This window comes from Micromonospora sp. ALFpr18c (assembly GCF_008868155.1).
GTDB lineage: Bacteria > Actinomycetota > Actinomycetes > Mycobacteriales > Micromonosporaceae > Micromonospora.
Window position 1 is genome coordinate 23196 of the sequence record NZ_WBKR01000018.1, and the last position, 26470, is coordinate 49665.

At 71.8% G+C, this 26470-nt stretch carries 22 protein-coding genes and 1 pseudogene; 15 read left to right on the forward strand and 8 right to left on the reverse strand.

Going from position 1 to position 26470, the window contains the following annotated elements:
- Positions 1 to 14 precede the first annotated feature (14 nt).
- The 4 genes and pseudogenes from F8271_RS06025 to F8271_RS06040 form a co-directional block, all read left to right on the forward strand.
- Entirely contained in the window at positions 15 to 2783 is a 2769-nt protein-coding gene (locus F8271_RS06025; protein WP_151488654.1) for a lantibiotic dehydratase, read from the forward strand.
- Positions 2776 to 3822 (forward strand): thiopeptide-type bacteriocin biosynthesis protein, encoded by a 1047-nt coding sequence (locus tag F8271_RS06030; RefSeq protein ID WP_151488655.1) that lies wholly within the window; start codon positions 2776 to 2778, stop codon positions 3820 to 3822. Before F8271_RS06025 ends, F8271_RS06030 begins: the two co-directional genes overlap by 8 nt.
- Positions 3819 to 5063 carry a peptidase M50 gene (locus F8271_RS06035; protein ID WP_151488656.1) on the forward strand — a complete coding sequence of 415 codons (1245 nt, stop codon included), beginning with the start codon at positions 3819 to 3821 and terminating at the stop codon, positions 5061 to 5063. The genes F8271_RS06030 and F8271_RS06035 overlap by 4 nt, the downstream gene beginning before the upstream one ends.
- Positions 5064 to 5072: 9 nt before the next feature.
- Positions 5073 to 5525 (forward strand): annotated as a pseudogene (locus tag F8271_RS06040) (cellulose binding domain-containing protein); the annotation flags it as partial.
- Between the two features lie 41 nt (positions 5526 to 5566).
- On the opposite strand, the gene F8271_RS06045 reads toward F8271_RS06040, so the two are convergent.
- Together F8271_RS06045 and F8271_RS32210 are read right to left on the reverse strand one after the other, a co-directional pair.
- The gene (locus tag F8271_RS06045) at positions 5567 to 7918 is read right to left on the reverse strand and encodes a VWD domain-containing protein (RefSeq protein WP_192580161.1); all 2352 of its coding nucleotides are present in this window, start codon (positions 7916 to 7918) and stop codon (positions 5567 to 5569) included.
- Entirely contained in the window at positions 7915 to 8526 is a 612-nt protein-coding gene (locus F8271_RS32210; RefSeq protein ID WP_192580162.1) for a hypothetical protein, read from the reverse strand. The genes F8271_RS06045 and F8271_RS32210 overlap by 4 nt, the downstream gene beginning before the upstream one ends.
- Before the next feature lie 181 nt (positions 8527 to 8707).
- Between F8271_RS32210 and F8271_RS06050 the strand changes: the two genes are divergently transcribed.
- Positions 8708 to 9508, forward strand: coding sequence for an SAM-dependent methyltransferase (locus F8271_RS06050; RefSeq protein WP_151488658.1), 801 nt, complete (start codon positions 8708 to 8710; stop codon positions 9506 to 9508).
- A gap of 17 nt (positions 9509 to 9525) precedes the next feature.
- On the opposite strand, the gene F8271_RS06055 is transcribed toward F8271_RS06050, so the two are convergent.
- Complete coding sequence (locus F8271_RS06055; RefSeq protein WP_151488659.1) at positions 9526 to 10500, reverse strand: endonuclease domain-containing protein; 975 nt, start codon at positions 10498 to 10500, stop codon at positions 9526 to 9528.
- Between the two features lie 185 nt (positions 10501 to 10685).
- Here F8271_RS06055 and F8271_RS32950 point away from each other — a divergent pair, with 185 nt between their 5' ends.
- Entirely contained in the window at positions 10686 to 10841 is a 156-nt protein-coding gene (locus tag F8271_RS32950; protein WP_225854188.1) for a hypothetical protein, read from the forward strand.
- Positions 10832 to 11023: a DUF397 domain-containing protein gene (locus F8271_RS06065; protein WP_151488661.1), complete on the forward strand. Its 192-nt coding sequence runs from the start codon at positions 10832 to 10834 to the stop codon at positions 11021 to 11023. Before F8271_RS32950 ends, F8271_RS06065 begins: the two co-directional genes overlap by 10 nt.
- A 66-nt stretch (positions 11024 to 11089) precedes the next feature.
- Here the strand turns inward: F8271_RS06065 and F8271_RS06070 are convergent, their stop codons facing one another.
- Together F8271_RS06070 and F8271_RS32955 are read right to left on the reverse strand one after the other, a co-directional pair.
- The gene (locus tag F8271_RS06070; RefSeq protein WP_225854186.1) at positions 11090 to 13552 is read right to left on the reverse strand and encodes a M14 family zinc carboxypeptidase; all 2463 of its coding nucleotides are present in this window, start codon (positions 13550 to 13552) and stop codon (positions 11090 to 11092) included.
- Positions 13553 to 13558: 6 nt separating this feature from the next.
- The gene (locus F8271_RS32955; RefSeq protein ID WP_225854187.1) at positions 13559 to 13891 is read right to left on the reverse strand and encodes a hypothetical protein; all 333 of its coding nucleotides are present in this window, start codon (positions 13889 to 13891) and stop codon (positions 13559 to 13561) included.
- Positions 13892 to 14061: 170 nt separating this feature from the next.
- Here F8271_RS32955 and F8271_RS06075 point away from each other — a divergent pair, with 170 nt between their 5' ends.
- Positions 14062 to 14478: a hypothetical protein gene (locus tag F8271_RS06075; RefSeq protein ID WP_151488662.1), complete on the forward strand. Its 417-nt coding sequence runs from the start codon at positions 14062 to 14064 to the stop codon at positions 14476 to 14478.
- A 295-nt stretch (positions 14479 to 14773) separates the two neighbouring features.
- Here F8271_RS06075 and F8271_RS06080 read toward each other — a convergent pair whose 3' ends face one another.
- Together F8271_RS06080 and F8271_RS06085 are read right to left on the reverse strand one after the other, a co-directional pair.
- Positions 14774 to 16099, reverse strand: a complete 1326-nt coding sequence (locus F8271_RS06080) for a glycoside hydrolase family 18 protein (RefSeq protein WP_151488663.1) — start codon at positions 16097 to 16099, stop codon at positions 14774 to 14776.
- Between the two features lie 167 nt (positions 16100 to 16266).
- On the reverse strand, positions 16267 to 16686 hold the full coding sequence (locus tag F8271_RS06085; RefSeq protein WP_151488664.1) for a PPOX class F420-dependent oxidoreductase: 420 nt from the start codon (positions 16684 to 16686) through the stop codon (positions 16267 to 16269).
- A 291-nt stretch (positions 16687 to 16977) separates the two neighbouring features.
- Between F8271_RS06085 and F8271_RS06090 the strand changes: the two genes are divergently transcribed.
- The 3 genes from F8271_RS06090 (at position 16978) to F8271_RS06100 (ending at position 21332) form a co-directional block, all read left to right on the forward strand.
- Positions 16978 to 17514: a hypothetical protein gene (locus tag F8271_RS06090; RefSeq protein ID WP_151488665.1), complete on the forward strand. Its 537-nt coding sequence runs from the start codon at positions 16978 to 16980 to the stop codon at positions 17512 to 17514.
- A gap of 7 nt (positions 17515 to 17521) precedes the next feature.
- On the forward strand, positions 17522 to 20371 hold the full coding sequence (locus tag F8271_RS06095) for a M48 family metalloprotease (protein WP_151488666.1): 2850 nt from the start codon (positions 17522 to 17524) through the stop codon (positions 20369 to 20371).
- Between the two features lie 67 nt (positions 20372 to 20438).
- Positions 20439 to 21332: an NAD(P)-dependent oxidoreductase gene (locus F8271_RS06100; protein ID WP_151488667.1), complete on the forward strand. Its 894-nt coding sequence runs from the start codon at positions 20439 to 20441 to the stop codon at positions 21330 to 21332.
- Positions 21333 to 21340: 8 nt separating this feature from the next.
- Here F8271_RS06100 and F8271_RS06105 read toward each other — a convergent pair whose 3' ends face one another.
- Positions 21341 to 22444 carry a glycoside hydrolase family protein gene (locus F8271_RS06105; protein WP_151488668.1) on the reverse strand — a complete coding sequence of 368 codons (1104 nt, stop codon included), beginning with the start codon at positions 22442 to 22444 and terminating at the stop codon, positions 21341 to 21343.
- Between the two features lie 214 nt (positions 22445 to 22658).
- On the opposite strand from F8271_RS06105, the gene F8271_RS06110 reads away from it, so the two are divergent.
- The 4 genes from F8271_RS06110 to F8271_RS06125 form a co-directional block, all read left to right on the forward strand.
- Positions 22659 to 23066, forward strand: coding sequence for a VOC family protein (locus tag F8271_RS06110; protein WP_151488669.1), 408 nt, complete (start codon positions 22659 to 22661; stop codon positions 23064 to 23066).
- An 89-nt stretch (positions 23067 to 23155) separates the two neighbouring features.
- Positions 23156 to 24346: a low temperature requirement protein A gene (locus F8271_RS06115; protein ID WP_151488670.1), complete on the forward strand. Its 1191-nt coding sequence runs from the start codon at positions 23156 to 23158 to the stop codon at positions 24344 to 24346.
- Between the two features lie 159 nt (positions 24347 to 24505).
- A complete protein-coding gene (locus F8271_RS06120) occupies positions 24506 to 25402 on the forward strand; it encodes an acetyltransferase (RefSeq protein WP_151488671.1) in 897 nt (298 codons plus the stop codon).
- Positions 25403 to 25478: 76 nt separating this feature from the next.
- Positions 25479 to 26470: alpha/beta fold hydrolase (locus F8271_RS06125; RefSeq protein ID WP_192580163.1), on the forward strand; the 992-nt coding region annotated here is incomplete at its 3' end.

A 26470-nucleotide genomic window follows, 5' to 3' on the forward strand; every position in this document is an offset into this window, starting at 1 on the left:
CGAAGGAGAGACCCGTGACGGTGTCCCTGCCCGCACGACCGGCGACCCCGATCTCCTGGCGGATGCCTGGGGTGTTCATGCTGCGCACCGCCGGACTGCCGATCGAGGTCGCCGACCGGCTCGCCGTCGACCGCAGCGCCGAATGGGCACGCCGGGTGCTCGACCTGGAGGACCGGCTGCGCGCCACCGGACGGGACCTGGCCGACGCGTTGCAGAGCGCGGTGGGGCGCAACCTGAGCGACGACGGGCTGCGGCAGCGCCTCATCCGGTTGCGCCGTGACGTGTTCAACCTCCGCGCGCCCCGCCCGGCCGACCCGGCCGCCTGGCCGGTCGATGCCGTCGGCGCGGACACCCACCGGCAGCTGACCCACTGGCTGGAGACCTTCGCGGCGTACCGGACGGAGCTGGCCGCCGGCCCGGCGGTGCTCGACGACGAGCTGGCGAGCCGGCGCACGCTGCTGCGGGCCCTCGCCGACGACCCGGACCTGCGCGGCGGCATCCTGCTCGCCTCCCCGTCGCTGGACCGCTACCTGTCCGGCTACGCCACCGGGACCGGCCCGCTGGGCAAGCGGGCCCGTCGCATCGAGCGGTCCCTGCTGGAGTACGCCTACCGCACCGCCGCCAAGACCAGCCCGTTCAGCCGGCTGACCACGGTGAACGTCGGCACCTTCGCGAGCGGCACCGGCGAGCTGCTGCACGTCGTTCCGAGCACCGCCGACACGGTCGCGGCGACGCGCGGCAGCGCCCGGCTCAACCTCGCCGCGCTGGGCCGGCTCTCGGCCATCGTGCTCGCCGACGAGACGCTGCGCTCCGACCTGCCGGTGACCCTGACCACCGGGTGGCGCATCGCCCACGGCCGGCTGCGCTACCTGCGCCGGCGGCGGACCAGCTCGGAGGACGGCGAGGCCGCGATCACCCTGGAGTCGATCCACGAGTCGCTGTTCGTGCTCCCCACCGGCCGGGTGCTGCACGACATCCTGGCCGCCCTCGACGGCGGCCGGGTACGGCGGATGGCCGACCTGGTCACCGAGCTGACCACCGACGGACGGCCCGCCGACGAGGTCGCCCAGTACCTGCACCACCTGCTGCGCGTCGGCCTGCTCGTGGTGCCGAACCTGCAACTGGACATCCACGCCGACGACCCGGTCGAGGGCTACCGCGGCGCGCTGCGGCAGATCGACAGGGACTGGTCCCGCCGCCTCGCCGAGCGGGTGGCCAGGGCCAACCGGCTGGCCACCGCGTTTCCGGAGCAGGACGTGCCGGGCCGCCGCCGCGCGCTGGACGGGATCCGCGACGAGCTGGTCGCCGCGCACGCCGACCTCGGACGCCCCGACGTTCCGGCCCCGCGCACCCTCGTCTATGAGGACGCCACCCGGCACACCGACGCCCCGGTCACCGCCGACCGCGCCCGCTGGGAGCGGGAGATCCTGCCCGGCCTGCGGGCGCTGGCCCGGATCATGCCGGTGTTCGACATCAACCTGCCTCGCCGGCTGGCCACCAAGGGCTTCTTCCGCGCCCGGTACGGCGACGGCGGGCGCTGCGACGACCTGCTCACCTTCGCCCACGAGTTCCAGCAGGACTTCTTCGAGCACTACAGCGGTCGGATGATGCGCCGCCGCGCGTTCGACGAGGACAACCGCTACGTCCGGCAGGAGAACTGGTTCCGGCAGGACGAGATCACCGCACTGGACGATGCCCGCCTGGAGGTGGCCCGGCGGATGAACGACGCGTACGACCGGCTGCCCGCCGACGCCGAGGAGCTGACCCTCGACGACGCGTTCATGGCCGACGTCGCCGCCATGGTGCCCGAGACGCTCGGCACGCTCGACCCCCGGTCGTTCTTCCTCCAGCTCGCCGACCAGGGCGGCCGGCACCGGGTGGTGGTCAACCGGGTCTACTCCGGGATGACGCTGCTCTTCTCCCGCTTCGCGCACCTCTTCGCCGAGCAGGACCTCGCCGGGGCGCTGCGCGCCGAGCTGCTGCGTCTCCAGCCGCCCGGCGCGGTGCTCGCCGAACTCAAGGGCGGGTACGACGCCACCAACCTCAACCTGCACCCGGTGGTCACCCCGTACGAGCTGGTGTGCCCGGGGGAGATCAGCCACCGACCGGCGGCCGAGCAGATCGACATGGACGACCTCAGCGTCGAGCACGATCCGGTGGGCGACCGGCTGCTGCTGCGCTCGCGGCGCCTCGACGCCGAGGTGATCCCGGTCTACCTGGGGTTCCTGCTGCCGATGGCGCTGCCGGAGGTGCAGCAGGTGCTGCTCACCTTCGCCTACCTGGGTATGGCCCAGCCCGACCTGTGGGCCGGCACGACCGTGCCGCTGCCCGGCCGGGGCATCGCCGGCTACCCGCGCATCGTGCACGGCGACGTGGTGCTGCAACGGCGGATGTGGAAGCTGCACCCCGACCACCTGCCGACCCGTACGCCCGAGCAGAGCGACGCACAGTGGTTCCTGGCGTGGCAGCGGTGGCGGCGCGACAACGGGCTGCCGAGGCGGGTCTTCGCCACCCCGGAGGGCACCCGGCTCACCCCGGCGGCCGGCGACGACGGCGCCCAGGCCGCGACCCGGCCGGACCACAAGCCGCTCTACGTGGACTTCGACAGCCACTTCTCGCTGCACCTGCTCGACACGACGGCGCGTGGCGCCGGCAGTCGACTCGTGCTGACCGAGATGCTGCCGGGCCGCGACGAGCAGATGGTGCGCGGCGACGCCGGCACGCACGTCACCGAGCTGACCGTCGAACTCAACGGTGTCCGAGACGGAGTGAACGATGACTGACTACCCTTCGCCTGTCGACCACGGCTGGCTCAGCGTGCACGTCTTCTATGCCAGCAACGCCAACCCGATGCTCGTCGAGGGCGTCCGGCCGCTGGTGGACGAGCTGCGGGCCGAAGGGCTGATCAGCAGGTACTTCTTCATCAAGTACTGGATGGAGGGGCCACACGTACGCCTGCGGGTGCTGCCCGCCCCCGGCGTCGACCCAGCGGTGGTCCGCGCCCGGGTGGACGCGGCCATCGAGGCGTTCCTGCGCCGCCGGCCCGCCCTGTACGAGGTGGACAGCGCCGGCCTCGGTGACCTGTACCGGCAGATGTTCCTCGCCGAGTACGGCCAGCAGCGGTGGGACGAGGAGTACGGCCCGGACGGCGTGATGCCCATCCGGGCCAACAACAGCCACCACCACATCCCGTACGAGCGGGAGTACGGCCGCTACGGCGGGCCCGCCGGGATCGAGCTGGCCGAGTGGCACTTCGAGCACTCCAGCGACGTGGTGCTCGACCTGCTGGCCACCACCAACGTGCACGTCCGGCCGGTGCTGCTCGGCCTCTCCGCCCAGCTCACGATGATGATGTGTGCCGTCTTCCTCGACGACGACACGCGGATCGCCGGCTTCCTCGATGAGTACCGGACGTTCTGGGAGGTCTCCTACTCGGAGCCCAGCGACGACTACCACGCCAGCTTCGACACCAGCTACCGGCGGATGGACACCGCCCTGCGCGGCCGGCTCGCCGACATCCGCGCGGCGGCCCGGGACCGGTCGGCGGCGCGCCTCGGTGGCGTCGAGGGCCGCTGGCTGGCGCACTGCGCCGCGCTGCGGGACCGGGTGGTGGCCCTCGCCGAGGGCGGCGACCTGCTGTTCCAGCGCGGCGGGGCGGACCCGACACCGGTCACCGACCTCGACGCCGCGCTGCCCATCCTGCTCAGCTCGTACGTGCACATGACCAACAACCGGCTCGGGGTGAGCATCCTGGACGAGATCTACCTGTCGTATCTGCTGCGCGCCGCGCTGCTCGACGAGGCGCCGGCCGGCACGCGATGACCACCGTCGACGCGACCTGGACCCGCCCCCGACTGCGCGACGGGGTGGCGCTCGGCCCCGGACAGTGGCGCGGCGAGAAGCTCGTGCACCACGTCCGGGACGCCGAGACCGGCTGGTTCTACCGGGTCGGCCCACGCGAGCACTTCCTGCTCTCCCGGATGGACGGCACCCGCACCCTCGACGACATCGCCGCCGAGTACGCCGCGACGTTCAAGCGTCGGCTCGGGCCGGAGAACTGGCAGCAGCTCTTCGGCATGCTGCACCGCCGGCAACTGCTCGACGGCGCCACCGATCCGGGGGAGATCGCCCGCCTGACCGCGTCCGCCGCCGAGGGCGCCGCGAAGGCCCGGCGTGGGCCGCTGTCGGCCCGCTGGCCGCTGTTCGACCCGGACGCCCTCTTCACCCGACTGCTGCCCCGGCTCGGCCCGCTGTTCAGTTGGTGGTTCGTGCTGCCCGCCCTGCTGGCCGTGCTCGTCGTGACCGGGTACGTCGTGGCGCACCTGCCGGATCTGCTGACCGGGGTGGGCGGTGGGCACCGTCCGCTCGCCGCGATCGTGGCCGCCGTGGTGATCACCTGGCTGATCGTCTTCCTGCACGAGTGCGCGCACGGCCTGACCTGCCGACACTTCGGCGGGCGGGTCAGTGAGATCGGGGTGATGTGGCGGTTCCCGCTGCTGGCCCCGTACTGCAAGGTCGACGACATCGTGCTGTTCACCCCCCGGCGGCGGGTCGCCACCGCGTTCGCCGGCGTGTTCGTCAGCATGCTGGCGCTGGTGCCGTTCGCCGCCATCCGCGCCTGGGCCGGGCCCGGCGCGCTGCGGGACCTGGCCGGCACCATGCTGCTGTTCGGCACCGCGACCGCCACGCTCAACCTTGTGCCGTTCCTGCGGCTGGACGGCTACCACATGCTCAGCCACGCCCTCAACCTCGCCGACCTGCGCGCCGACACGTACCGATTCTGGGGGCGGCTGCTGCGCGGCGGTCGGCGCGCGACCGCCGGCTACCGCCGCCGCGAACGGCTGATCTACACGGGGTACGGGGTGGCGTCGGCTGTCTTCGCGGTGACCGTGCTGATCCTGCTCGTCCGTTTCTGGTACGACTCGCTGGCCCGCTGGATCGGGCCCGGCTGGGCGGTCACCGTGCTGGTGGTCGAGGCCGTCGTGCTGCTGGCGCTGGCCGGGTACGTCGCCCGCCGCCGTCGCCGCGCCCCGACCGCCGACGGCGGGAGCGTCCCCGCTTGAGCTGGTCGGACCGCGTTCACGGTCGGCAACCTGGTGCCGGGCAGCAGGTACACCGTCAACGTGCTGGCCCGCGACACCGCCGGTCGGGTGTCCTGGTCGTCGCCGCCGCTCACGTTCGCCACCGGCGGCCCGGCCACCAGCACGTGCACCGTCCGCTTCACCGCCGACAACGACTGGGGCAACGGCTACATCGGCGGAGTGGAGATCACCAACAACGGTACGAAGCCGATCAACGGGTGGACGCTCACCTGGACCTGGCCGACCGGCTGGCAGCAGGTGAGCAGCGGGTGGAGCGCCACCTGGGAGCAGGTCGGCACCGCCGTGCGGGTCACCCCGACCGACGACAACCGGCAGATCGCCGCCGGCGCCAGCGTGAGCGCCGGTTTCGTCGGCGCGTACAGCGGACCGAACGTGCTGCCCACCGCGTTCCGTCTCAACGGCACCGTCTGCGCGACGGGCTGACGCTGTGGTCCGGCCGGCCCGTCGGGCCGGCCGGACCACGGTCAGCCGACCTGGCGGACGGTGAGCGTCGCCGTGCCGGTCTCGTCGGCCCCCGGGTCCAGCAGCAGCGTGTACGTGCCGCGCTTGGGCAACGGGTCCGTCTCGAACCGTCCAGTCCCGCCGATGACGCAGCCGCTGGCCACCGTGTCGCCGTCCGGCCCGGTGAGCAGCAGGATCCCGCACCGGTCGGGCAGGCTCGCCGCGGTCACCTCGACGGCGACGCGGCGACCCGCGTCGGCGGGGAACCGCAGCCGGCTCACGGCGCCGGGTCGGCTGACGGTGAGCGTCACGGCACGGCCGTCGGCGACGGTGTCGGCCTGCTCGTCGTGGGCGTCGCGCAGCCGCACGTCCGCTGAGCCGGTGTCGGTGGAGGTCCCGTCGACCTCCAGGACGTACCCGCCGGTGACCGGCAGGACGACGCCGTCGACGTACCCCGTGCCGCCGATGACACAGCCGCTGGTCACCTGTTCGCCGGCCGGGTCGCGCAGCAGGAGCAGCCCGCAGCGGTCGGGCAGGGTGGCGCCGGTGACCTGGAGGAACACCTTCTGGCCGGCGCGACCGTCGAACGCCAGGCGGCTCACCGCCCCCGGCTGGGCGAGCGTCGCCCGCACCGCCGGCCCGTCGAGGGTGAGCGTCTTGTCCTCGTCGGTCACGGTGACGAACCGCACCGTCGCCCGGCCGAGGTCGGCGTCCCACGGGTCGAGCACCACCTGGTGGTCGCCGGTGACAGCGAGGGTGGTGGTGTCGATGAAGCCGACTCCCGAGATCACGCAGCCGGTCGCCAGTTGGCGGCCCTGCGGGTCGAGCAGCAGCAGGATGCCGCACCGGTCCGGTGTGGTGGCCGCCGGCACCTCGACGAAGATCTTCTGACCGGCCCGGCCGGGCACCTTCAGGGCGGCGGTGGCACCGGGCCGCGTCACCTCCAGGCTGACGTCACCGGCACCGGGTGTGGCGCGCTGGGCCCGTGCGGCGTCGGTCGCGAACGCCACCTGCCCGGTGAGGCCGACGTCGAGCACACACTCGGCGAGGGCACGCGGATCGGTCACGCCGGCCCGCCGGCAGACGAGTTCCGCGGTGGCCCGGTTGGGCAGGTCGTCGACGGTGAGCTGCCGCTCGGGGAAGCGCCGGTCGGTGAACGTGGCGGTGGACTGGCCCGGCTCGTAGTCGAACAACGACCGCTGCGCCTCGACCCGCCAGCTGTCGGCGAAGCCCGGATACAACGCCTCGAACGTGGGCGGCGACGCCACCCTCGTCCCGTTGCGGACGCTCAGGTCGTCACCCGGATCACCGTCGTGGTCGCCGAGCAGACCCTCAAGCGTCCCGGCGCGTGCGGGCGGTGCGCCGACGCTCACGCTCAACCCCCACACACCGATCGGGTGCGCGGTCAGCTGCGTGCCGTCCGGCCAGTCCACCGTGATCGTGCCGTCGTACCAGCTCGTGACGGTGCCGCCGCGCGGCAGCTTCACCCCGTCAGGCGCGGACACGGGCGAGCCGCCGTTCACCCGGACCGCCGGGCCGTCGGGTGTCGCGTACACGCCGACCCGGTCGCCGGCCACCCGGGCCGCGACCGCCGAGTTCACCGCCACCACCGAGCTGGCCGGGAACATCGTCTGGCGTACCTGGACCTCGAAGTCGTCAGTCGTCGAGCGGCTGAGCACGAACTCGCCGGCGGCCTGGAAGTCGTAGCGCTGGCCGTCGTAGGTGAGCAGGTGCGGGTCGCCGTTGCTGTTGGCGCAGCGGTAACCCTTGCCGATCACCGAGATCGAGCAACCCCCACCGCCGGGCGGTCGGGGCCTGGGCTGGTCGCAGTCCTTGCCGTTGGCCGGCAGTTTCATACCACCGTACGACGGGCGCGTCGGCACGCCGACCGCCTTGCGGTACGCGTTCTCCGCCAACACCGCGTGCACCTCGGCGGGGTCCACTGTGCTCGCCTGTTGGCCGCCCTGGGTGCAGAACTGGCCCCGGTCGGTGTCGTTCACCTCGTCGAGGGCATGGTTCATCTCGTGGATCAGGGTGGCGCACTGGTCTTCCGTGAAGCCTGCGCCCTCGTCGTCCAGCTTCCGCCCGTCGTTCTCCGGCACCCAGTTGATCTGCACGTCGCTGCCCGGGACGTACGTCGTGGTGCTGCTCTCCGAGCCGAAGATGGGCCTACGGACCTTGATCTTTTTGCCGGAGCGTTCCAACTCGTCGAGCACGGCCCCGTTGCCGGAGCCGCGGATCTGTCCGACGCAGCCCGCGTACTCCGTCTGCAGGTCGGATTCGACGGTGACCACGGCGGCCGCGGCCGATGGTGCGAGCAGCACCAGCACCCCCGCGAGGATCAACCCGGCCCGGATCGCGCGCACGCCGCTCACCCGCCCCGCACCTCGAACGCGACGGTGCCCTGCTCGGCCGTCGCGGCGCAGGCGTCCGCCGGCACTCCCCGCAGCGGTGCCCGCAGGTAGCCCACCACCAGCCGGTACGCCCCCGGCTGGTCGACCGGCCACCACGTGACGGTGGCCCCGCCGCGACCGTCCGGAGCGGACGTCGTCAACGCCGCGCCCACCGGGCTCTGCGGGTCGCTGCCGAGGGTCAGCTCCACCGACCCGCGCGGTGGCACCCGGACCAGGTTGCCGATCAGGTACGCGGTGAAGTCCCGGTAGTAGGCGGCACCGCCGATGGCGGGCGCGACAGGCGTGCCGTCGCGGGTCAGCGACAGCACGGTCACCGCCCCGTCCGGCACCCGGCTGAGCTGACACTCGGCGTCCCGGTTGTTGGTCAGCTTCATCCGGAGGCTGATCTGCTCACCCAACCGGTAGGACGGCTGGGACACCGCGACGGTGAGGCCGACCGTGGCGGCGGCGCCCGCCGGTGCAGGCGCGGAACGCGACCGGCGGCACCCGACGGTGGTGGACATCAGCAGCAGGGCGAGGCAACCGGCGAGCGCCGTGCGACCCACCGACCCTGCCCGGGGTACGCCCATGGGCCGCGCGCCTCCTCCGACCGACGCCCGTCGTCGGCGATCGCCGCCAGCCTGCGCCGCGCGGTGCCGTGACCGCTGTCGTGATCCGGCCCGGTGGTTGTCCGCAAGCCGACCGGAGGGGCAGCCGGTCGGCCACCGTGGACGTTAGGCTGCGGGATCGACGGGGGAGAGGTGGTCGGTCGTGACACAGTCGGAGCCCGAGGTCGGCCTGGAACCGGACCGGCCGAACGCGGCCAGGATGTTCGACTACTACCTCGGCGGCAAGGACAACTTCGCCGCCGACCGGGCCGCCGCCGAGATGGTGTTGCAGGTCGCGCCGTGGATGCCCGAGGCCGCCCGGCAGGGCCGCGAGCTGATCGCCCGCACGGTTCGCCACCTCGTCGAGGAGAAGGGCATCCGGCAGATCCTGGACCTCGGCTCCGGGCTGCCCACCCGGGACAACGTGCACGAGATCGCTCACCGCATCGACCCGGAGGTGCGTGTCGTCTACGTCGACAACGACCCGGTGGTCTGCTCGCACGGCCGCGCTCTGCTCGCCGACTCGAAGGCGGTGTCGGTGCTGCAGGCCGACCTGCGACACCCCGAGCAGGTCCTCGCCCACCCGGAGATCGGCGGCGCGATCGACTTCGGCAGCCCGGTCGCGGTGCTGATGATGTTCGTGCTGCACCTGGTGCCCGACGAGCAGGGTCCGCAGCGGATCGTGGCGAGCTACCGCGACGCCCTCGCGCCCGGCAGCTACCTGGCGCTGTCGCACGCCGGCACGGATGCGCACCCCGAGCTGATGGCCCGCATCTCCGCGATCTACCAGCGTGCCAACAGCCCGTTCGTGCCGCGCAGCCACGCGGACATCGCGAGGTTCTTCGGCAACTTAGTCCTGGAGCCACCCGGGCTGGTCAACATGTGGCCGTACGCCGAGCCGCCGGCAACCGACGATCCGGAGGTCGCCGGCACCGGTTACAGCGGCGTCGGCCGTAAACCATGAGCGGCGGCGCTGGACGGTCACTTCTGCCCAGGGCGGCGCAGGGGCGGGGTTGCCGTCCAGCCTGCGGCGACGAGGGCACGGCGGACGGTCTCGGCGACCTCGTCGGGGCGGGCACGGACCAGCCACGCGGGAAAGCGCAGGATCCGGTCCCCGCTGGTCCAGATGTCGTTCTGCCGGCGCATGTCCGCTGCCCACTGCCGGGCGTCCATGTGGTGCGCGCCGTCGACCTCCACCTGCACCCGCCACTCCCGCCAGTACGCGTCCAGCCACCGGTTTCGGCCCGCTGCATCGACCCGGTGTCTCTGCAGGTCGGGCGCGGGCAGCCGGTGCCGGCGGCAGAGCCGCAGGAAGTCGATCTCGGAGAGCGCCTGCGCGCCGCCGGCGATGTCGGTGACGGCCTGCTGGATCAGTTGCCGGCGGGGTGCGCGGCGTAGGACGGCGAGCACAGCGTCCAGTTCCTCGGGCAGCACCCGCCTTTGCTGGCAGCCGGCGGCTAGCAGCGCCTGCGCCTCGTCCACACCGGCCGCCCAGCCCGCCGCGTCGACCAGTGCCCGCGCCGTCGTCGTTCGCGGTGGACGGGCGAGTTGGAGATGGGCCTCGGGCAGCACCGACGTGCGGTGAACGAGGACGGCAGGCATGTCGATCGGCAGTCGACGCAGGGTGGTCCGTGCGGCGCGACGGGTGGCTGGGACCAGCACGTGCAGCGGTTCGCGTCGTAGTCCGCGTACCCCGGCTTCGGCCGCGGCGGTGACACCGGCGAGCACCGCGGCCGGCCCGGCGGCGAGCACCGCGACCCAGAGTTGCTGGTCGCGGGTGAGGCGACCGTTGCCGGTCAGCAGAACGCCTCGGCAGATCGACCGCCATCGGCCGGAGCGGATCCGGCCACGAACCGTGCCCTCACTCAGCAGCCCGGAGAGCTGCGCGGTGGTCAGCACGCCCGCCTGCTCGAAGGCGAGCCATTCGAGTGCGTCGGCATCGTCGGGGGGCACCATTCCCGGGAGTCTCGCCGCCGTCCGAGCCTCTCGCCACCAGATCTTGGACACTTTCCGTTCCGCGCTAACGGAAACTGTCCAAGATCTACCCCCGCGGCCCAGCTACCGCGCGGACGCCCAGCCGGTGAAGCGTTCGGTCAGGTCGGGCAGTGGCGCGGCGGGGTTCAGCGCGGCGAGGTTGGCGGGTGGCCGAGATGGAGAACCAGCTCGGCGGGGTTGTCGTTGACCGCGACGACGATGTGGATACCCTCATGTCGAGGTGGGAGATGGTCCGCAGTGAGGCGCAGCCCCGCCGCCAGTCACTCGTTCTGATGAGGGAAGTAGAGACATCATGGACCTGATCGACGCTGTGTGGCGGAGATCCACCCGCAGTGGCTCCGGCGGCGGCAACTGCGTCGAGGTTGCGGACAATCTGCCGGGCATCGTGGGCGTGCGGGACTCCAAGGATCCTGAAGGGCCGGCGCTGGTCTTCGGGCCGGCGTCGTGGCGGGCGTTCGTCGCCGAGGTCGCCCGGCGGCCGTAACCACCTCCAACACGCGGAAGCGCCCGCCCCCGATCGGGGACGGGCGCTTCGCTGTGCGGGGCTCTGTCAGGCGACCACCGACCGCAGTGGCACTCGCGCGTCGCGCAGCGCGCGTACCAGATCCTTCGCGAACGGGTGTTCGTCGGCCTGGAGTCCCTGCGGGTTCGGGATCACGACGTACACCGAATCGTCCTTCGCGGACGTTCGGGCGTCGGCGGTGAAGCGTTCGACGATGGCCCGGGTGCGCGGCAGGTCCGTCGCCGCGACCTCGATGGTGATCGGCCGCCACCCGCCGCCCAGGTCCGGAGCGACAGGCGCGGCGGCGGCGCTGGCGCGCGCCGCGTCGAGGCCCGGCGTCCGTCGGGCGTCAGCCGCGCCGGCCGGGTACAGCAGCGCGTTGGCCACCAGGTGCAGACCATTCTCGTTGTACGCCCGGAAGAGCGGATTGAACGCGAACAGCACCGCCCTGCCGGCGCCGGTCGGCTCGTCCACGACGGCGGCCGTCCCCTTGAGCGCGTCCGCGCCCACTGTGTAGCCGTTGGCCCAGAACGTGTCACCGGTCGGGTAGCGCAGCACGTTCGTGCCTGTGGTGCTCGGCGTGAGGATCGGGTCGCTGTTGTTGAACTCGAAGTCCTCCGCCGGGCGGCCCGACGCGACCGGGTTGTCGGTGTCGACGTCGACGCGCAGGTGTGAGCCGATCACCAGGTAGTCGGCCGGTTTGGCCTTCTCGGTGGTGGAGGTGAGCCCAGCGGCACGGGCCACCCGGGTGCCCTCGTTGCGCAGCCCCACGTAGGTGTGGCCCTGGGCGATCCAGTTACGCAGGTTGACCTGCCCGGCGGCGGTCAGACCGCCGGTGGCGTTGCTACCGTCGGGGACCAGCAGCACGGCACGCCCGGTGAACGCCTCGGTGTTGTCGTTGATGTCGGCCGTGGTGACCGGCTTCAGGTCGAGCCCCCACCGCTTGCCGAGCACGTAGCGGGCCTCGCCGTGCGAGCCGGACGTGGTGGAGATGCCGGTGCCCTGGAACAGCCCGACGTCGGGCCGGGCCAGGGGAGTGCCGGTGGGGCGGCCGCCCGGGGTGAGCGTCACCCCGAGGGATCCGGCCAGCTCGTCGACCGTCCGGTTGACCGTGGTCGCCGGGATGGCGACCCGGCTCGTCGCCAGGTCACGCACGAGCGGTACGCCACGGCCGAGCAGGCCGAACGTGAGCTCCGCGGCGGCCGCCGAGTCCAGCGGGTACGTGTAGGAGCCCCACGACCATGCGAGCCCGGACCGGCCGCCGGACACCGTGCGGACGAGCTGGGCCCTCGGGCGGACGTTGTCTCCCGTGTAGATGGTGGAGACGCCCATGAGCAGCGGGTTGCTCCAGGACGACACGTCGTAGAAGTAGGGGAACGGGACGTACGGGTCCTCGCCCATGATCGCCTGGATCCAGTGCTTCTGCGGCTGGTCCATCGGGATCCAGTACGCGCCCCTCGGCACTGTCACGTTGGTGGCGGTCCGGCCGCCGAAGACCCGCGCCGTGGGCACCCGGGTCGGCTTCTGCACCTCGTACACCTCGACGTCCATCCGGCGCAGCCGCTCGACGAGCTGGCGGACGTCGGCGAGCTGCCGGTCGGGCAGCAGGAAGTACGAGCGGATCGTGATGGCCGGCACCGGGAACTGGACCTCGTTGGTGGGCTGCACCACCTCGTTCGGCTCCAGCGTGCCCGCCCGGCCCTGGGCGAGCGCGTCGGTCCAGATGTCGAAGTAGCCGTCCAGCACCTCACGCTTGTTGGCGGCGGCCCAGCCCAGCGTCGACCACTGGGTGTGGAACTGCTGCTGCACCCGGTCGGCCACCGCCGAGGCGCTGCCCTTCTCGTACGTCATGCCGGCCGCGCCGAAGCCGGTGGTCGGCACGGTGTCGCCGTAACCCATGAAGAACATGTCGTACGTGTCGTAGTTGAAGTAGCACTCGGTGGTCACGGTGTCGTCGCAGGCGCCGTTGTAGCCGAAGCCCGCCTTGTTGGCCTCGCCGATCCGGTTGATCCAGTCCACCGCCTCACCGGCGATCTCGTGGTGGATCGGGTCGGCGTTGGGCGGGAAGAAGTACTGCCGGCCGCCCATCTCGTGCGCGTCGATGAACACCTGCGGCGGGTAGCGGCGCAGCAGCTCGAGCTTGCCGTCGGTCTCCTGCTGGGTGCGCGCGAACCAGTCCCGGTTCATGTCGAACCCGAACTCGTTCTGCCGCCGGGTCGCGTCGCGGCCGTCCGGATTCTGGGTGGGAACGATGATGGTGACGAGGTTGTCGTTGCGCTGCTCGACCGCGCAGGACAGGCCGGCCGCCAACTCGTACAGCGTCTTGAGTGCCGCGTCGGTGCCGCTCTTCTCGCCGCCGTGCACGTTCGCGGCGACCCAGACGATGGCCGGGCTGTCCTTCGCCGTCCGGGCGGCGGTCCGCGCGCTGGTCCGGCGGGGATCACGCAGGTCCCGTACGTCGTCGGCGATCCGGCGCAGGGCCGCCGGCCGGACGTTGCGCTCGTTGGACACCACCGCCTACGGCAGCGGCTGGCCGAGCACGCTTGTGGCCATCACTCCGGTGACGACCCGGTCGGAGGCGCGGTCGACGGCCCCGAGGTACGTCCGGACCTCCTCGTTGGTGACGACCCGCTCCTGACCCGCCCCGAGCGGAAAGCCGAACACGGCCTCCGGGCTGGGCACGGTGTCCAACCGGGCGGTCGGGTCGGTGCGGCACGGGGAGGGCCGGGCGGCGCTCGCGGCCGAGGTGCCGCTGAGCAGGGGGGTCATGCCGAGCAGGAGCGCGATCGTGGCGGCTCCCGCCAGCCGCCTCGGGGGGATCTTCCAGAACGGACGCGACGATGGGGCCATGTCTCGGGTTCCCTTCTTGGGGGAAAGCCTCGCAGTGGCCGGAGCCTATGAATCGGCTGATGTGGCGGTCAAGGTCTGATCGACTTCGGTGACTCTCCGGGGCTGCCCGAAGGTGATGCCGCCTGGCAGGATGACAAAGGGGGGTTGGCCTTCGCCGGAAGGAGAAGACGGTGCCCGCGTCTCAGGAGACCATCACGCTCTCGGTCTATCCGGATCTTCCCTCTGCCGATGCTCGACGTTCCCTCGCGTCGTGGCTTCGCGCCGAGGATGTGCTCCGCGGGCAGGTGACCGCCGCGCCCGCTCCCGGCTCGACGACGCCGCCCGACGAGATGTCGGCGGGTGCAACGGACGTGTTGCTGGTGGCCGTCGGCAGTGGCGGCGCTGTGATGGTGCTTGTGCAGGCGATCGCCGGCTGGCTGACCCACCGCCGCGAGGACGTGACGGTGAAGCTGACCCTTCCCGGCGGATCGTCCGCCGAGCTGGACGTCCGCCGTGCCCGCGACATGGACCAGGTCACCGCGCTCATCGAGGCTGCCGTACGCGCTCTGGCCGATCACGAACCGTCTGTCGAGACGAACGACCGGTGAGCCGCCCCGACCCGAGCAGGTCGACCGCGCTGCTGATCGGCACCGCCACGCACAGCCAACAGGCGCTGGAGGATCTGCCGGCCGTGCGGGCCAACGTAACCGAACTGGCCCGACTTCGCGGGCGGCACCCTGCACGGGGTCACCCCATCCGATCCTGACGAGGACCGGCTGCCCACGCGGTCGGATGGCAGCCCGGCCTGGCGGTACAGCGAGCGGTGGTACACCTACTGACCTGACACCGGCCCGCCGCCGACCGGGGAATCGGCCGGCGACGGGCCGGGCGAGCGGGGTACGGCTACCAGGTGGTCAGGCCGAGGCCGATCGTCTTGGTCAGCGTGGCATTGTCGTCGTCGCCGTCGAGCGACCAGATCATCGCGCCACCCAGGCCGGTACGCCGGATGTAGAGCATCTTCTGCAGCACGACCGCCGGATCGTCGTACGTCCAGAGCGTCGTACCGTCGAACAGCCAGGCGTGCCCGGCGCGCAGGTCGCGGTGCACGGTGTAACCGTTGCCGGCCAGGGTCTTGAGCAACTTGTAGTCCTCGTACCCGGCCTCGAACGTCGCCGGCGCGGGGCTCGCGGCCGGCTGGAAGAGGCCGTTGCCGCCGCCGGTGATGCCGGTCCAGCCGCGACCGTAGTAGGGGATGCCCAGGACGAGCTTGGCACGCGGCGCCCCGCGGGCGATCCAGCCGTCGACGGCCACCTCGACGGAGAAGTCCGGGTTGTCCGGCGAACCCGCCGGCACGCGCAGCGCCGACTGCTGGTTGGCCACGGCCTCCCACCCGCCGTGGAAGTCATACCCCTGGACCGTCGCGAAGTCCAGGTACGTGAAGATCTTGCGGCCCTCGTAGCCGGCGTCCATGGTGGCCGGGTTGGCGGGCAGGAAGGCGGTCAGCGGGTGGTGCGTGCGGGTCGTACGCCCGTACGCGTCCAGTTGCCGGCGGAACTCGGCGAGCAGCTTGGTGAAGTTCTCCCGGTCCTGCGGGCGGATGACGTTGCCCGGCTCACCGTCCCAGTTCGGCCACTCCCAGTCGAGGTCGATGCCATCGAAGACGCCGGCGGCGGCGCCGGGGGAGCCCGGGAGGTTGCCCTTCAGGTACAGGTCGATGCAGGACGCGACGAACGTCTTGCGGGAGGCGTCGGTGAGGGCGGCGTTGGAGAAGTACGTCGACCAGCTCCACCCGCCCAGCGAGATCAGCACCTTCAGGCCGGGGTGCTTGGCCTTCAACTTGGCGAGCTGGCCGAAGTTACCGTTGAGCGCCTGGCCGGGGGCGTCGGCGACGCCGTCGACGCTCTCCTCGGCCGGGACCGGCCGCTGGTAGTCAGCCCAGGCGTCACCCTCGCCCGGGCCGCCGTCCACATAGCAGCGTCCGTCCTCGCTGACGTTGCCGAACGCGTAGTTGAGGTGGGTGAGGCGGCTCGCCGCGCCGGAGGTGTCGAGCTTCTTGACCGGGAAGGCCCGGCCGTAGATGCCCCACTGGGTGAAGTACCCGACCCGGTGGTAGCCGTCGCGGCGCTTCGCGTTGTCGCCCGCGCTCGCGGCGGTGGGTGGCGCGGCGGTGACCAGCAGGGCCGCCAGGGTGACGACGGCGGTGAGACGGCGGTGACGGAGTTGTCGCATCGGCACACTCCCACGAGGACGGCAATCAATCAGTAAAGACACTTATTTGATTGATGAAGCTAAGCCGAGCACACCGTGCGGTCAAGAGCCGCCCAGCCGAGGGCGGCATGGGCTGCCCTGACGCCCTGACGGTGGCCCCGCCAGGGCGTCAGCGTGGTTGGCAGCGGTCAGCCGACCTGGTTGTTGTCCTTCTGCGCGCCCCAGCCGTGCCAGCGGTCGATCTCGATCAGGGCACTGACGCGGGCGCGTTCCCGCCGTGGGTACGCGTTGCCCGTGTAGTGCTTCGACAACCGGTCGATGTCCGCGAGACCCTCGTCGGGGCGCAGCTCCGCGACGTGCCCGATGATGCTGACGTGGGTGTACCAACCGGCCTCGTCGAGCACCGTGAGGGACACCCGGGGGTCGTTGCGGACGTGTTCCAGCCGGCGGCGGCTCTCGTCCATGTTGACCAGGATCCGGCCGTCCTCCCACAGGTACCAGGTTGCGGCGGATACCGGCTGGCCACCGTTGCGCAGGGTGGTGATGACGGCGGGGTTCGGCTTCTGGAGCATGGCGACCGCGGCCTCGGGAAGCGGTGGCTTGGACATGAAGTCTCCTCGTCGCGACAACGTTTACCCCTGCACGTTACGCACCCGCCGGTCCCGATCACGGTCGGACCCGAATGTCGGCGCGGTGGGTCCGGTCGTAGCCGTGCCGACCACGGTGGGACGCGCCGCGGCGGAGCGTGACGGCGGTCAGAGCAGTCCCCGTTCACGAGCACGCAACGCGGCCTGGGTCCGGTCGCGTGCACCGGGTTCGGCCGCTACCGGCCATCGAAATGTGGAGACGGTCAATACAATCGGTACCTTCCGGTAGCGGCGACACTGCGGGGAGCTTCGATGGAACCGGACATTCAACGGGCAGATGGACGGGGCGTGCGGCCCCCGCAGTTGGTACGCGATGTGGTGCGTGACGTCGTAGCAGAGCTGGCTCCCGACGAACTGGTGCTCGTCGACGCACTGCACCGCTTCGACGACGACACCGTGGTGCGTCGCCTGACGCGGCGTCGACCCGGGCGGGAGCCGCTCGGGTTCGGCCTGGCCGAGACCGCGGCGCTGGTCACCCCGCTGGTCTGGATCGCCCTGGACGAGACCGTCCGACTGTCGGTCGGTGCTGGTGCGAGTCGTGCGGGCTCGGGCGTCGGCGGCTGGCTGCGTGCCCGCCTACGCCGGAAAGCGCCACCACAGCCCATGGCCCCGCTGACCGTGCGGCAGTTGCAGGCCGTCCGGGACCGGGTGGTCGAGCTCGGGGTTCCCGCCGGCCTGACCCCGGAGGAGGCGGATCTGCTGGGTGACCGGGTGGTGGCCCGGCTGGTCCTGGCCGTCGACGGCGACCCGTCGGGGCCCGGTGAGGTCGACCAGGCCGGAAGGGATTAGGCGCACGATGTCGGTGGTCCTGGACCGGACGACGCCGACGGAGCCGTCGTCGGCACACCTCAGCATGTCGAACGCCGGCACTCTTCCACGCTTCCTCCTGTTGATCGTGCTCTTCGTGGGTGTCGCTGCCGTCATCACCGGCAGCGTCATCAACGCGCGCTCCGACCCGAACGGCGTGGGGGTCGGCTGCACTCTCGCCAGCGGGGGCGACCCGGGCCTCAGTGACCTCGACGTGCGGGTGCGCGCCGTCGACCAGGCATCCGCGTTCAAGGAGTGCGTGGAGCGCTTCGTGCCGCACCAGGCATGGTGGTGGAAGCCCGGCGCACTGCTGCTGGTGTCGCTCTGCGCCGTGGCGCTGTACTGGGTGCTGCCGCTGTGGAAGGGGCGGCGGAGCCGGGTGGTGCCGGTAGAGGACGTCGACGGTCTCGCGGACCTCTCCACCGTCCTGGCCGACCTGGTCGCCGTGGCCGGGCTGAGGCGCCCGCCCCGTTTCGTCATCGCGCCCGCCGTACCCAGCACCGGTGCGGTGGTCTTCGGCCGTCTCGGTCGCTACACCGTCTGTCTGGACGGTGGCCTCGTCGCCCGACGCCACCGCGACCCCGAGGACTTTCGATCGGTGGTGCTGCACGAACTGGCCCACCTGCACAACCGTGACGTTGACATCGCCTACGCGACCGTCGCTCTCTGGCGCATCCTGTTGGGGGTGATCCTCCCTCTCGACCTGGGGTACGTCGCGGTCGTGAGCCTGCCCGGCACCGCCGGCACGTACATGCAGTCGCGGGAACAGACCCGGGTGGCGCACCACGCGGCGATGCTGGTCATCACCGTCGTACTGGCCTACCTGGCCCGCGTCGACATTCTGCGCACCCGCGAGCACCACGCCGATCTGACCGCACGACGGTGGGGTGCGAACGTCCGCCTCTGGGAGAGGGCGGCCGCCCAGGAGGTCACCGGGCGGACCGCGCTCGCGACCAGGTGGTCCAGGGCGTCCGGGGGCCCGCTCTGGCGAGCCCATCCCACCTGGCAGCAGCGGCTCGGGTCGATGGTGAACTCGGGGACGATGTTGACGCCGCAGGTGTTGTCGTTCTTCCTGACCGGAGCGACGGCGGCGATTGCCGCCACCAGGTTGCCCGCTCTGCTGAGCATGGTGGAGGTCAACGCCAGCCAGGAACACGTGATCATCGCGGGGCTGGTCGCCGTCCTGGTCACCGCGATCACCGGGCTGCTGCTCTGGCCGGCGGTGACCCATGCGGCCCGCACCGGCGGCCCGGCGCCGTCGGGGCTACGCGCCGGCTGTGCCCTGGGCGCCGGCCTGATCGTGGGTGAGTTGGCGGTGGGTCGCTCCGGCAGCGTGTGGGATCTGCTCCCCGATCAGCCCGGGTACCTCGCGCTGCCCGTGCTCGCGGGCCTCGCGGCCACCTGGTGGACGGCGGAGTACGCCCAGGTCTCCGCCACTCGCCCGGCGGGCGCGGCACAACGGTGGCCGCTGCTGGTCGGACTCGGCGTGAGCTGTTGCGTGATGGCACTCGCCTGGTACTGGTGGGAGAGCGAGGGCACCTTGCTGGCTGGTGGCCTCAACGCCTTCACCGCCGACCTGTTCGCTCAGTTCGAGCGGAGCGTCACCGACGGCCAGGGTTACGAAGGCACGCTCCTGCACCTCGCGCCCGGTCTGCCGCCGCTGCTGTTCCTGAGCATGCGGGTCGAGTTGCTCTGCCTGGCCGGGCTGCTCTGCGTCACCGCGATCCTGGCCTGGTTCCCCCGCCGGGTCAGCACCGGCGCACCGTGGCCGACCCTTCCCGCCGCCGGGATCGGCGCGTTCGGCAGCACCGTGCTGGTCGTGGCCACGACGGCGGGCATCAGAGCGTGGTCACCGGTGGTCGCCGGTGGAGAGCAGGGCCATCTCGTCAGCTACCTGACGTGGCTCATGGTCGTCATCGTCGCCGCGATGTTCGTGGCGGCGGGCTTCGCCGCCGCGTTGGCCGACCGCACTCCGTTGCTGCAGAGCCTCATCGTGTCGGGTGCCACGGGCTTGGCGGGACTGGCCACCCTGGCCGTGCTGGCCTCGGTCGACGGATGCGTCCGCCCGCTGGAGATCCTGGGGTCGTCATGCCGGTTCGATCCCGTGGCGGGCTGGACGGTGACCGCCCTGTTGGTGTCGACGACGCTGGGTCTGGGCGTGTTCCTCGCCGTCGCGGCCGCTGCCCTGGGCGTGCCTGCCCGCCGGCCGCTGCGTCGGTTCCGCGACCGCGCCATGGCCACCCGTCGGCCCCGCACCGACCTGCCCGACCGGCCCGGCCGAGGACGGCTCGCGCTGCGCCGCGCGGCGGTGCTCATGCCGTGTCTGGTGACCGCGACGTTGGTCACCGTGATGGCCGTCGACGCCCGGTCGGACTCATCGACGGATGCCGGCCCCGTCTCGACGAACTTCGTGCTCACCGACCAGCCGACCTCGCCCACCGTACGGGCGGCGCAGGTGGACGCGTGGCTCGCGCTCGGCGGCGCCGACCGGATCAACCAGGTCTTGACCGGCGTGCTGGCCCTGCTCGAACGGATCGATCGGCTCACTGCCGACGGGTCGTACCGGGCGTTCAGTGACTGGTCGGTGATCGATGCCGAACTGCGTCCCCGCTGCGTCGCGATCTCCGGCCCGGTCGCCGACGCACGCCGCTACTTCGACTATCCCGAACCGCGAGAGCAGGCCGCCTGGGACGCGCTGCTGGCCGGTGCGGAGCGGGCGGCCGGCGACTGTGACCTCGCCATCAGGCATCGGGACCGCGAGGGCTACCTCGCGGCACTGCGGGAACTGCTGCAGTTCGGGCGGGCGCTGCCGGCGGTGACCGGAGACATGATCCGGTGATCCGCGGGCGCGGGTGCGGCGCGCACCCGCCTGCGGGGCTCCGGTCGCCGCCGGAGAGGATGTGGTCATGACCAGTTCCGCACTGCCCGGCCGCGTCGTCGTCACCGGTGCCACCGGCAAGCTCGGCCGCGCCGTCGTCGCCCACCTGCGCGGCGTGGGCGTCGACGTGCTCGCGGTCGACCGCGCGGGTGGACGCGACCCGCGCGACGTCGACGGCGAGTTCCTTCTCGTCGACCTCACCGACTACGGGCAGGTGGTGGAGGCGATCACCGGGGGCGCGGACGAGCACGCCGGTGGGATCGACGCGGTCGTGCACCTGGCGGCGGTGCCGGCACCCGGGCTGATGTCGAACGCGACCACGTTCGCGAACAACTCGGCCGCCACGTACAACGTCTTCGCCGCCGCTCGGGCGGCCGGGATCAAGCGGGTCGTGTGGGCGTCGAGCGAGACGGTCCTCGGGTTGCCGTTCGACACCCCGCCGCCGTACGCGCCGGTCGACGAGGAGTACGCGCCGCGACCCGAGTCGACGTACTCGCTGAACAAGGCCCTGGAGGAGGAGATGGCGCGGCACTTCTGCCGCTGGGACCCGGAGCTGGTCATGGTGGGTCTGCGCTTCTCCAACGTGATGGACGTCGAGGACTACGCGCCGTTCCCGTCGTTCGACGCCGACCCGTCGCTGCGCCGGTGGAACCTGTGGGGGTACATCGACTCCCGCGACGGAGCCCAGGCGGTCGAGCGGGCGCTCGCCCACGACCAGCCCGGTGCCGACGTCTTCATCATCGCCAACGCGGACACCGTGATGACCAGGTCGAGTGCCAGCCTGATGGCCGAGGTCTACCCGAACGTCGAGATCCGCAGGCAGCTCGGCGAGCACGAGACGCTGCTCAGCATCGACAAGGCACGCCGGGTACTGGGGTACGAACCGCGCCACTCGTGGCGGGACCACGTGGACCAGGCGTAGTCCCGGGGTCAGCGCGCGGCCTGGTAGGCGCGACCGACGGCGGTCGCGGTGCTGCCGGTACGGAACAGGCCGGTCTGATCCTTGTCGCTGGCGGGCAGGCCGAACCACGCGTACCGGTGCAGCCAGGACAGGCCGCCCAGCATCTTCGTCGCCGCGGTGAGGAACGCGGCCTGCTGTGTCTGGCTCGGGAACCGGACGCCGTTGGAGAAGTCGATCAGCGCGAACTCGGTGAGCCAGACCGGCAGCCGGTAGCGGTCGTGCACCGCCTGCAGGTACGACCTCAGCTGGTTGACCGCGTTGGCGGTGGCGAAGTCGCCGCCGTACCAGTGCAGGGCGATGAAGTCGACGCGGTAGCCGCGCTGCTTCGCGCCGGCCATGAAGCGGTCGAGCCACTCGCCCGGCCGGTCCCCACCCCAGGCCACCGCCGGGCTGCCCAGCGGAAGCCCGGTGGCCTCCAGCTGCGGCCACAGCTCCAGCGCCTGCTCCACGGACATGTTCGCCTGTCCGCCCATGTCCGGCTCATTGAACCCGAGCAGCTGCCGGCCGTTCCGCTTCGCCTGCTGCAGGTTGCTGGCGGTGACGCTCTTCGCACCCCAGATCATCGGGACGAACTCGGCGCCCGTCGGGCTGGTGACGCCCGGGTGGGCGACGTCCCAGGTGTAGTACCAGCTCGCCCCGGAGCTGGCCAGCGCCTGACTGACCCCGTCGAAGGTCCACACGCCGACGCCCTTGCGCTTCGAGGTCACCGCGGACACCGCCGGGGCGACCGGCCGCCCGGTCGTCGGCTTCGCCGCCGGGGTGGGTGGGGGCGTCGTCGCCGTCGGGCTCGCCGTGGCGGCGGGCGTGGTCGCGGCCGGTGTGCCGAGCGCCGGGTCGGTGGGCGGCAGCGCATCGGCCGCCTGCGTCGCCGCCGGTGCGGGCGCCGGCCCGGTCGGTTGGACCACGACGATCACCCCGGTCACGAGTACGGCGACCACGGCGGCGACGGCGAGCGGCCACAGCAGACGCCGAACGCCGATCGGGAGGCGACCGCGCAGACCGCGTCGGGGTTCCGCGTGGGCGCCCCGGCTCATCTTCGCGGCGTCGGTTGCACCCCGGCCGGTTGTGCGCATCGTCTCGACTCCTTCGTGTGGTCGCCTCGTCACTCGACGAGGGGGCGGTGGTTGATCGCTACCAGCGCCTCCCCTCAGGAGACTCGCCGACCACCACGGGATAACGGTTTTCCACCGGGACGCAGCGCCGCGGCGGTACCGTCGGCGTCCATGGCGTGGTCCACGCCCGCCTGATGAACGCGAACCGGATTCCACACGGTGAGGGAGTGCCCGGATGAACTGGACGTTGGAAGTCGTGGTCGTGCCGGTCTCGGACGTGGACCGCGCCAAGGAGTTCTACGCAGACCGGCTCGGCTTCGTCGTGGACCATGACACCGTCATCAACGACGACGCGCGGATCGTGCAGCTGACCCCGCCCGGCTCGGGCTGTTCGGTCGTGATCGGCCGGGGAGTGGTGCCCGACATGGAGCCCGGATCGCTCAAGGGGCTGCAACTGGTGGTGCCCGACCTGCAGAAGGCCCGCGCGGAGCTGGTGGAGCGGGGTGTCGAGGTCAGCGAGATCCAGGTGATGGGGGGCAACCCCCGGCCGGTGCCGGATCCGTTGGACAACGTGGGTTTCGTGTTCTTCACCGACCCGGACGGCAACGGCTGGGCGGTTCAGCAGATCTCCAGCCGGGCCTGAGTCGGCCCGTGATCCCGCCATAGCCGCCGGGATCACATGATGTCCGGATAAAATCGCTCAACAGGACGGGGGCGAGGAGGCTCGGGGCGATGACGCGCGCCGGGACTCTCGGCCTCGGGGACAGCCGGAGCCCGCGCTCCGCGACCGTCCTGGAACTGCTCTTCGACATCGTCTACGTCTTCGCCCTCGCCCGCCTCGCCGGGCGGGTCGCGGACGACCTGACCATCGTCCGGCACACCCTGCTGTCGGAGGCCGGTCAGACGCTGCTGTTCTTCACCGCGATGTGGATGATCTGGTCACTCAACGCCCTGCTGGCGAGCACCTACGACCCCCGGCGCCCCGACCTGCAGGCCGTGCTGCTGGCCTCGATGTTCGGCACGCTGGTGCTGGCGGTCTCGTTGCCGCAGGCGTTCGGCGAGCGCGGCGTGATCTTCGCCTGCACGTACGTCGCCATCCAGGTCGGCCGACCGCTCTACCTGGTGCTCGCGCTGCGCGGTCACCCCAGCCATGGGTTCGCCCTCCGGGTGCTGGCCTGGCACACGGTGTCCGGTGTGTTCTGGATCAGCGGCGGCATCAGCGGAGGTCTCGGTCGAGGCGTCCTCTGGTCCCTCGGGCTGGCCATCGAGCTCATCGGCGGGCACATCAACTGGGCCACGCCCCGACTGGGCCGCGCGTCGCTCGCCAGCACGGTGAACGTCTCCCAGGTGCATCTCGCCGAGCGGTACAACCAGTTCTTCATGATCGCGCTCGCCGAGGTGGTGCTCGAAGCCGGCGCCGCGGTCAGCTTCCCGGGCTTCTCCACCGATCGGACCATCACCCTCGTCGCCTCGTTCGTGGCGGTCGTCTCGTTCTGGCGGATCTACTTCTACCACGTCAGATCCGGTCATGCCTCGACGCCGAGCGGCGAGGGAATCCAACTGTCGCGGTGGGCGAGCTACAGCCTGCTGTTGATCGTCGGAGGCATCATCTGCACCGCGGTCGGCTTCGGGCAGGTCATCGAGGATCCGCACCCGCCGATCGACTGGGCGCTGGTGGCCATCATCTTCGGCGGTCCGGTGCTGTTCCTGATCGGGCGGAGCACTCTGGAGCAGGAGAACCGAAACGCACCACGCTGTCGAGCGCTGTACTTCGGTGCGGCGGCGCTGCTCGTGGCGGCCCCGGTGATGGTGCTGCTCCCGCCTGTCGCGGTGACGGCCGTCGCGGCGGTGATCCTGGGCGGCATCACCGTGTACGACCAGCGAGCCCACAAGCGTGGGTCGGAGACCAACCCGACGCTGTGACGATCCATTGCGAGCCGGCGACCACTGCGCGTATGGTCGTCGGGCACGCCGTCGAGCGGGAAGGAGGTCAGAACAATGTCCGATGTTCTGCGCCCCCTCCGCGCTCCGGCGTCCGCGCGGATCTGACCCGGGGCGCCCGCTTCCCGGAGGACCAACCCCATGACTGATCTGGTCATCCGTCCGCTCGTCGCGGGCGAGGAAAACCTGTTCGACTCCATGCCCGATCCGCTGCCCCAACTGCGCCAGGTCGCGTACGCCGACGGGATCGCCGGCGGCGGCTACCGGCCCGAGAACACCTGGGTCGCGCTGCGCGCCGGCCGGTTGGTGGGCCGGGCCGCCTGGCTCCTGCCCCCGGGTGCCGTCGGTGCCCCGTGGCTGGACCGTTTCGATCTGGACGCCGACCCGGAGGTGGGCGCCGAACTGCTGCGTGCCGCTCACCAGGCGCTGGGCGGTCCCGGCCTCTACTACGCCGCGCTGCCGGCACACTGGCGGCGGCGACCCGAGGTGCTGGCCGTGGTGCGGGCGCCCATGGAGGCCGCCCGGCTCGCCGGGCTGGTCGAACGGGGGGAGCGGCTGCGGTGCTCCTGGACGGGCACACCCCTGCCGGCGTCCTCCGGGCGGTACGACTTCCGTACGCCCGTCGACGTGGCGGAGATCAACGCCCTGGTCGCCAGGATCGCCGAGCCGGACGTGCTGACCGGCGTCGAGATCGCACGGGTGGTCGGCGGTGTCGACCTCGCCACCGACCCGCTGGCCTGGCTGGGCAACGACACCAAGAGATGGCGCATCGCGCTGGAGGCCGGGAAGCCGGTCGGGCTGGTCGGCACATTCGGGGACGCCTGCTACCCCCTGCTCGGCTATCTCGGCCTCCTCGACGAGGCGGCCCGGCCCGAGCTGCTGGCCGAGGCGGTCCGGATGCTCGCCGCCGACGGTGCCCGGGAGGTCATCGCCGACGTGCACTCCCACCGGGTGGCGGTGCTGGCGGAGTTGGAGCGGACCGGCTTTCGGCAGTTGCGCTCCAGAGTCGTCTTCGCGCCGCCGGAAAAGCAGGAATAGCTGACCCGGGTGCGCCCGGTCACCCGGGCGCACCCCCTCGGCCGGCGCGCGGCGCGGCCCCTGTCAGCATCTGCCCATGCCGGAGATCATCGCGCTCGTCGTCGGCGGGTTGGTGCTCGTCGTGGCGGCGGTCGCCGGGCTCTATCTCTGGCCGGTGGGCCACCATGGGCGACGGGTCGCGCCGGCCCGACCTCTCGACTTCGACACGGCCACCCGTGCCGCCATGGCCGTCATCGCCGCCGAGGCGGCCGATCCGGAGGTCCGGCCGGAGTCGCGCAGCCGCCTGCTGAGCCACGGTTCCCGTACCGGTAGGGCCGTGCTGCTGCTGCACGGATACACCCTCGCGCCCGAGCAGTACGAAGGGCTGGCCGAGGAGTTCTTCGACCGTGGGTACAGCGTCTGGATTCCCCGGGCCCCCCAGCACGGAACCGTCGACCGGACGGCCCACCACCGGGTCGAGGCCGGCGAGCTGACGACGTACGCCGCGAAGGGGTGGGCCGTCGCGGCGGCCCTGGGAGACGAGGTCGGCGTCGTGGGGATCTCCGGCGGCGCGGTGCTGGCCGCCTGGCTGGCTCAGGTGCCCGGCACCGTCGTACGGCATCTGCTGTTGCTGTCGCCGTTCTTCGGCCCGAATCCGCGACAGGCGCCGGCCTACGCGGTCAAACCGCTCATCGTGCTGTACGGGCGGCGTGTCCTCCGCGACCGCGTCACGTCGCGCGGATACTCCCTCGCCGCCGTCACCCAGTACCTGACGATCGCACGCACGCTGCCGAAGCCGCCCCGGCGGACCGGTCTACGGACCGCGGCCGTCGCGATCAGCCCGCTCGACCGTGTGGTGGATCTCAGGGCGGCGGTCGCCGTGCCGCGCCGGATCGCCGACGCGAACGCGATACCGCTGCGGGTGTGCACTCTGCCGGAGGCGTTGGGCGTCGAACACAACACCCTCAACCTCGCCGCCCTCGGCACCGACGGCGACGAGTGGCGCCGCCGGTACGTCGCGCTCTACGAGGGCGCGACGGTGCCGGAATCAAGCCCCGCGACGGCGGACAACGCACCAACCCGCCGGTA

Bases quoted from the DNA above. Each gene is read 5' to 3' on its own strand.
- F8271_RS06100 (WP_151488667.1), top strand. From the start codon at position 20,439: ATGACCAGTTCCGCACTGCCCGGCCGCGTCGTCGTCACCGGTGCCACC.
- F8271_RS06065 (WP_151488661.1), top strand. From the start codon at position 10,832: ATGGACCTGATCGACGCTGTGTGGCGGAGATCCACCCGCAGTGGCTCC.
- F8271_RS06105 (WP_151488668.1), bottom strand. From the start codon at position 22,444: ATGCGCACAACCGGCCGGGGTGCAACCGACGCCGCGAAGATGAGCCGG.
- F8271_RS32955 (WP_225854187.1), bottom strand. From the start codon at position 13,891: ATGGCCCCATCGTCGCGTCCGTTCTGGAAGATCCCCCCGAGGCGGCTG.
- F8271_RS06035 (WP_151488656.1), top strand. From the start codon at position 3,819: ATGACCACCGTCGACGCGACCTGGACCCGCCCCCGACTGCGCGACGGG.
- F8271_RS32210 (WP_192580162.1), bottom strand. From the start codon at position 8,526: ATGGGCGTACCCCGGGCAGGGTCGGTGGGTCGCACGGCGCTCGCCGGT.
- F8271_RS06095 (WP_151488666.1), top strand. From the start codon at position 17,522: ATGTCGGTGGTCCTGGACCGGACGACGCCGACGGAGCCGTCGTCGGCA.
- F8271_RS06115 (WP_151488670.1), top strand. From the start codon at position 23,156: ATGACGCGCGCCGGGACTCTCGGCCTCGGGGACAGCCGGAGCCCGCGC.
- F8271_RS06090 (WP_151488665.1), top strand. From the start codon at position 16,978: ATGGAACCGGACATTCAACGGGCAGATGGACGGGGCGTGCGGCCCCCG.
- F8271_RS06085 (WP_151488664.1), bottom strand. From the start codon at position 16,686: ATGTCCAAGCCACCGCTTCCCGAGGCCGCGGTCGCCATGCTCCAGAAG.
- F8271_RS06055 (WP_151488659.1), bottom strand. From the start codon at position 10,500: ATGGTGCCCCCCGACGATGCCGACGCACTCGAATGGCTCGCCTTCGAG.
- F8271_RS06080 (WP_151488663.1), bottom strand. From the start codon at position 16,099: ATGCGACAACTCCGTCACCGCCGTCTCACCGCCGTCGTCACCCTGGCG.
- F8271_RS06110 (WP_151488669.1), top strand. From the start codon at position 22,659: ATGAACTGGACGTTGGAAGTCGTGGTCGTGCCGGTCTCGGACGTGGAC.
- F8271_RS06120 (WP_151488671.1), top strand. From the start codon at position 24,506: ATGACTGATCTGGTCATCCGTCCGCTCGTCGCGGGCGAGGAAAACCTG.
- F8271_RS06030 (WP_151488655.1), top strand. From the start codon at position 2,776: ATGACTGACTACCCTTCGCCTGTCGACCACGGCTGGCTCAGCGTGCAC.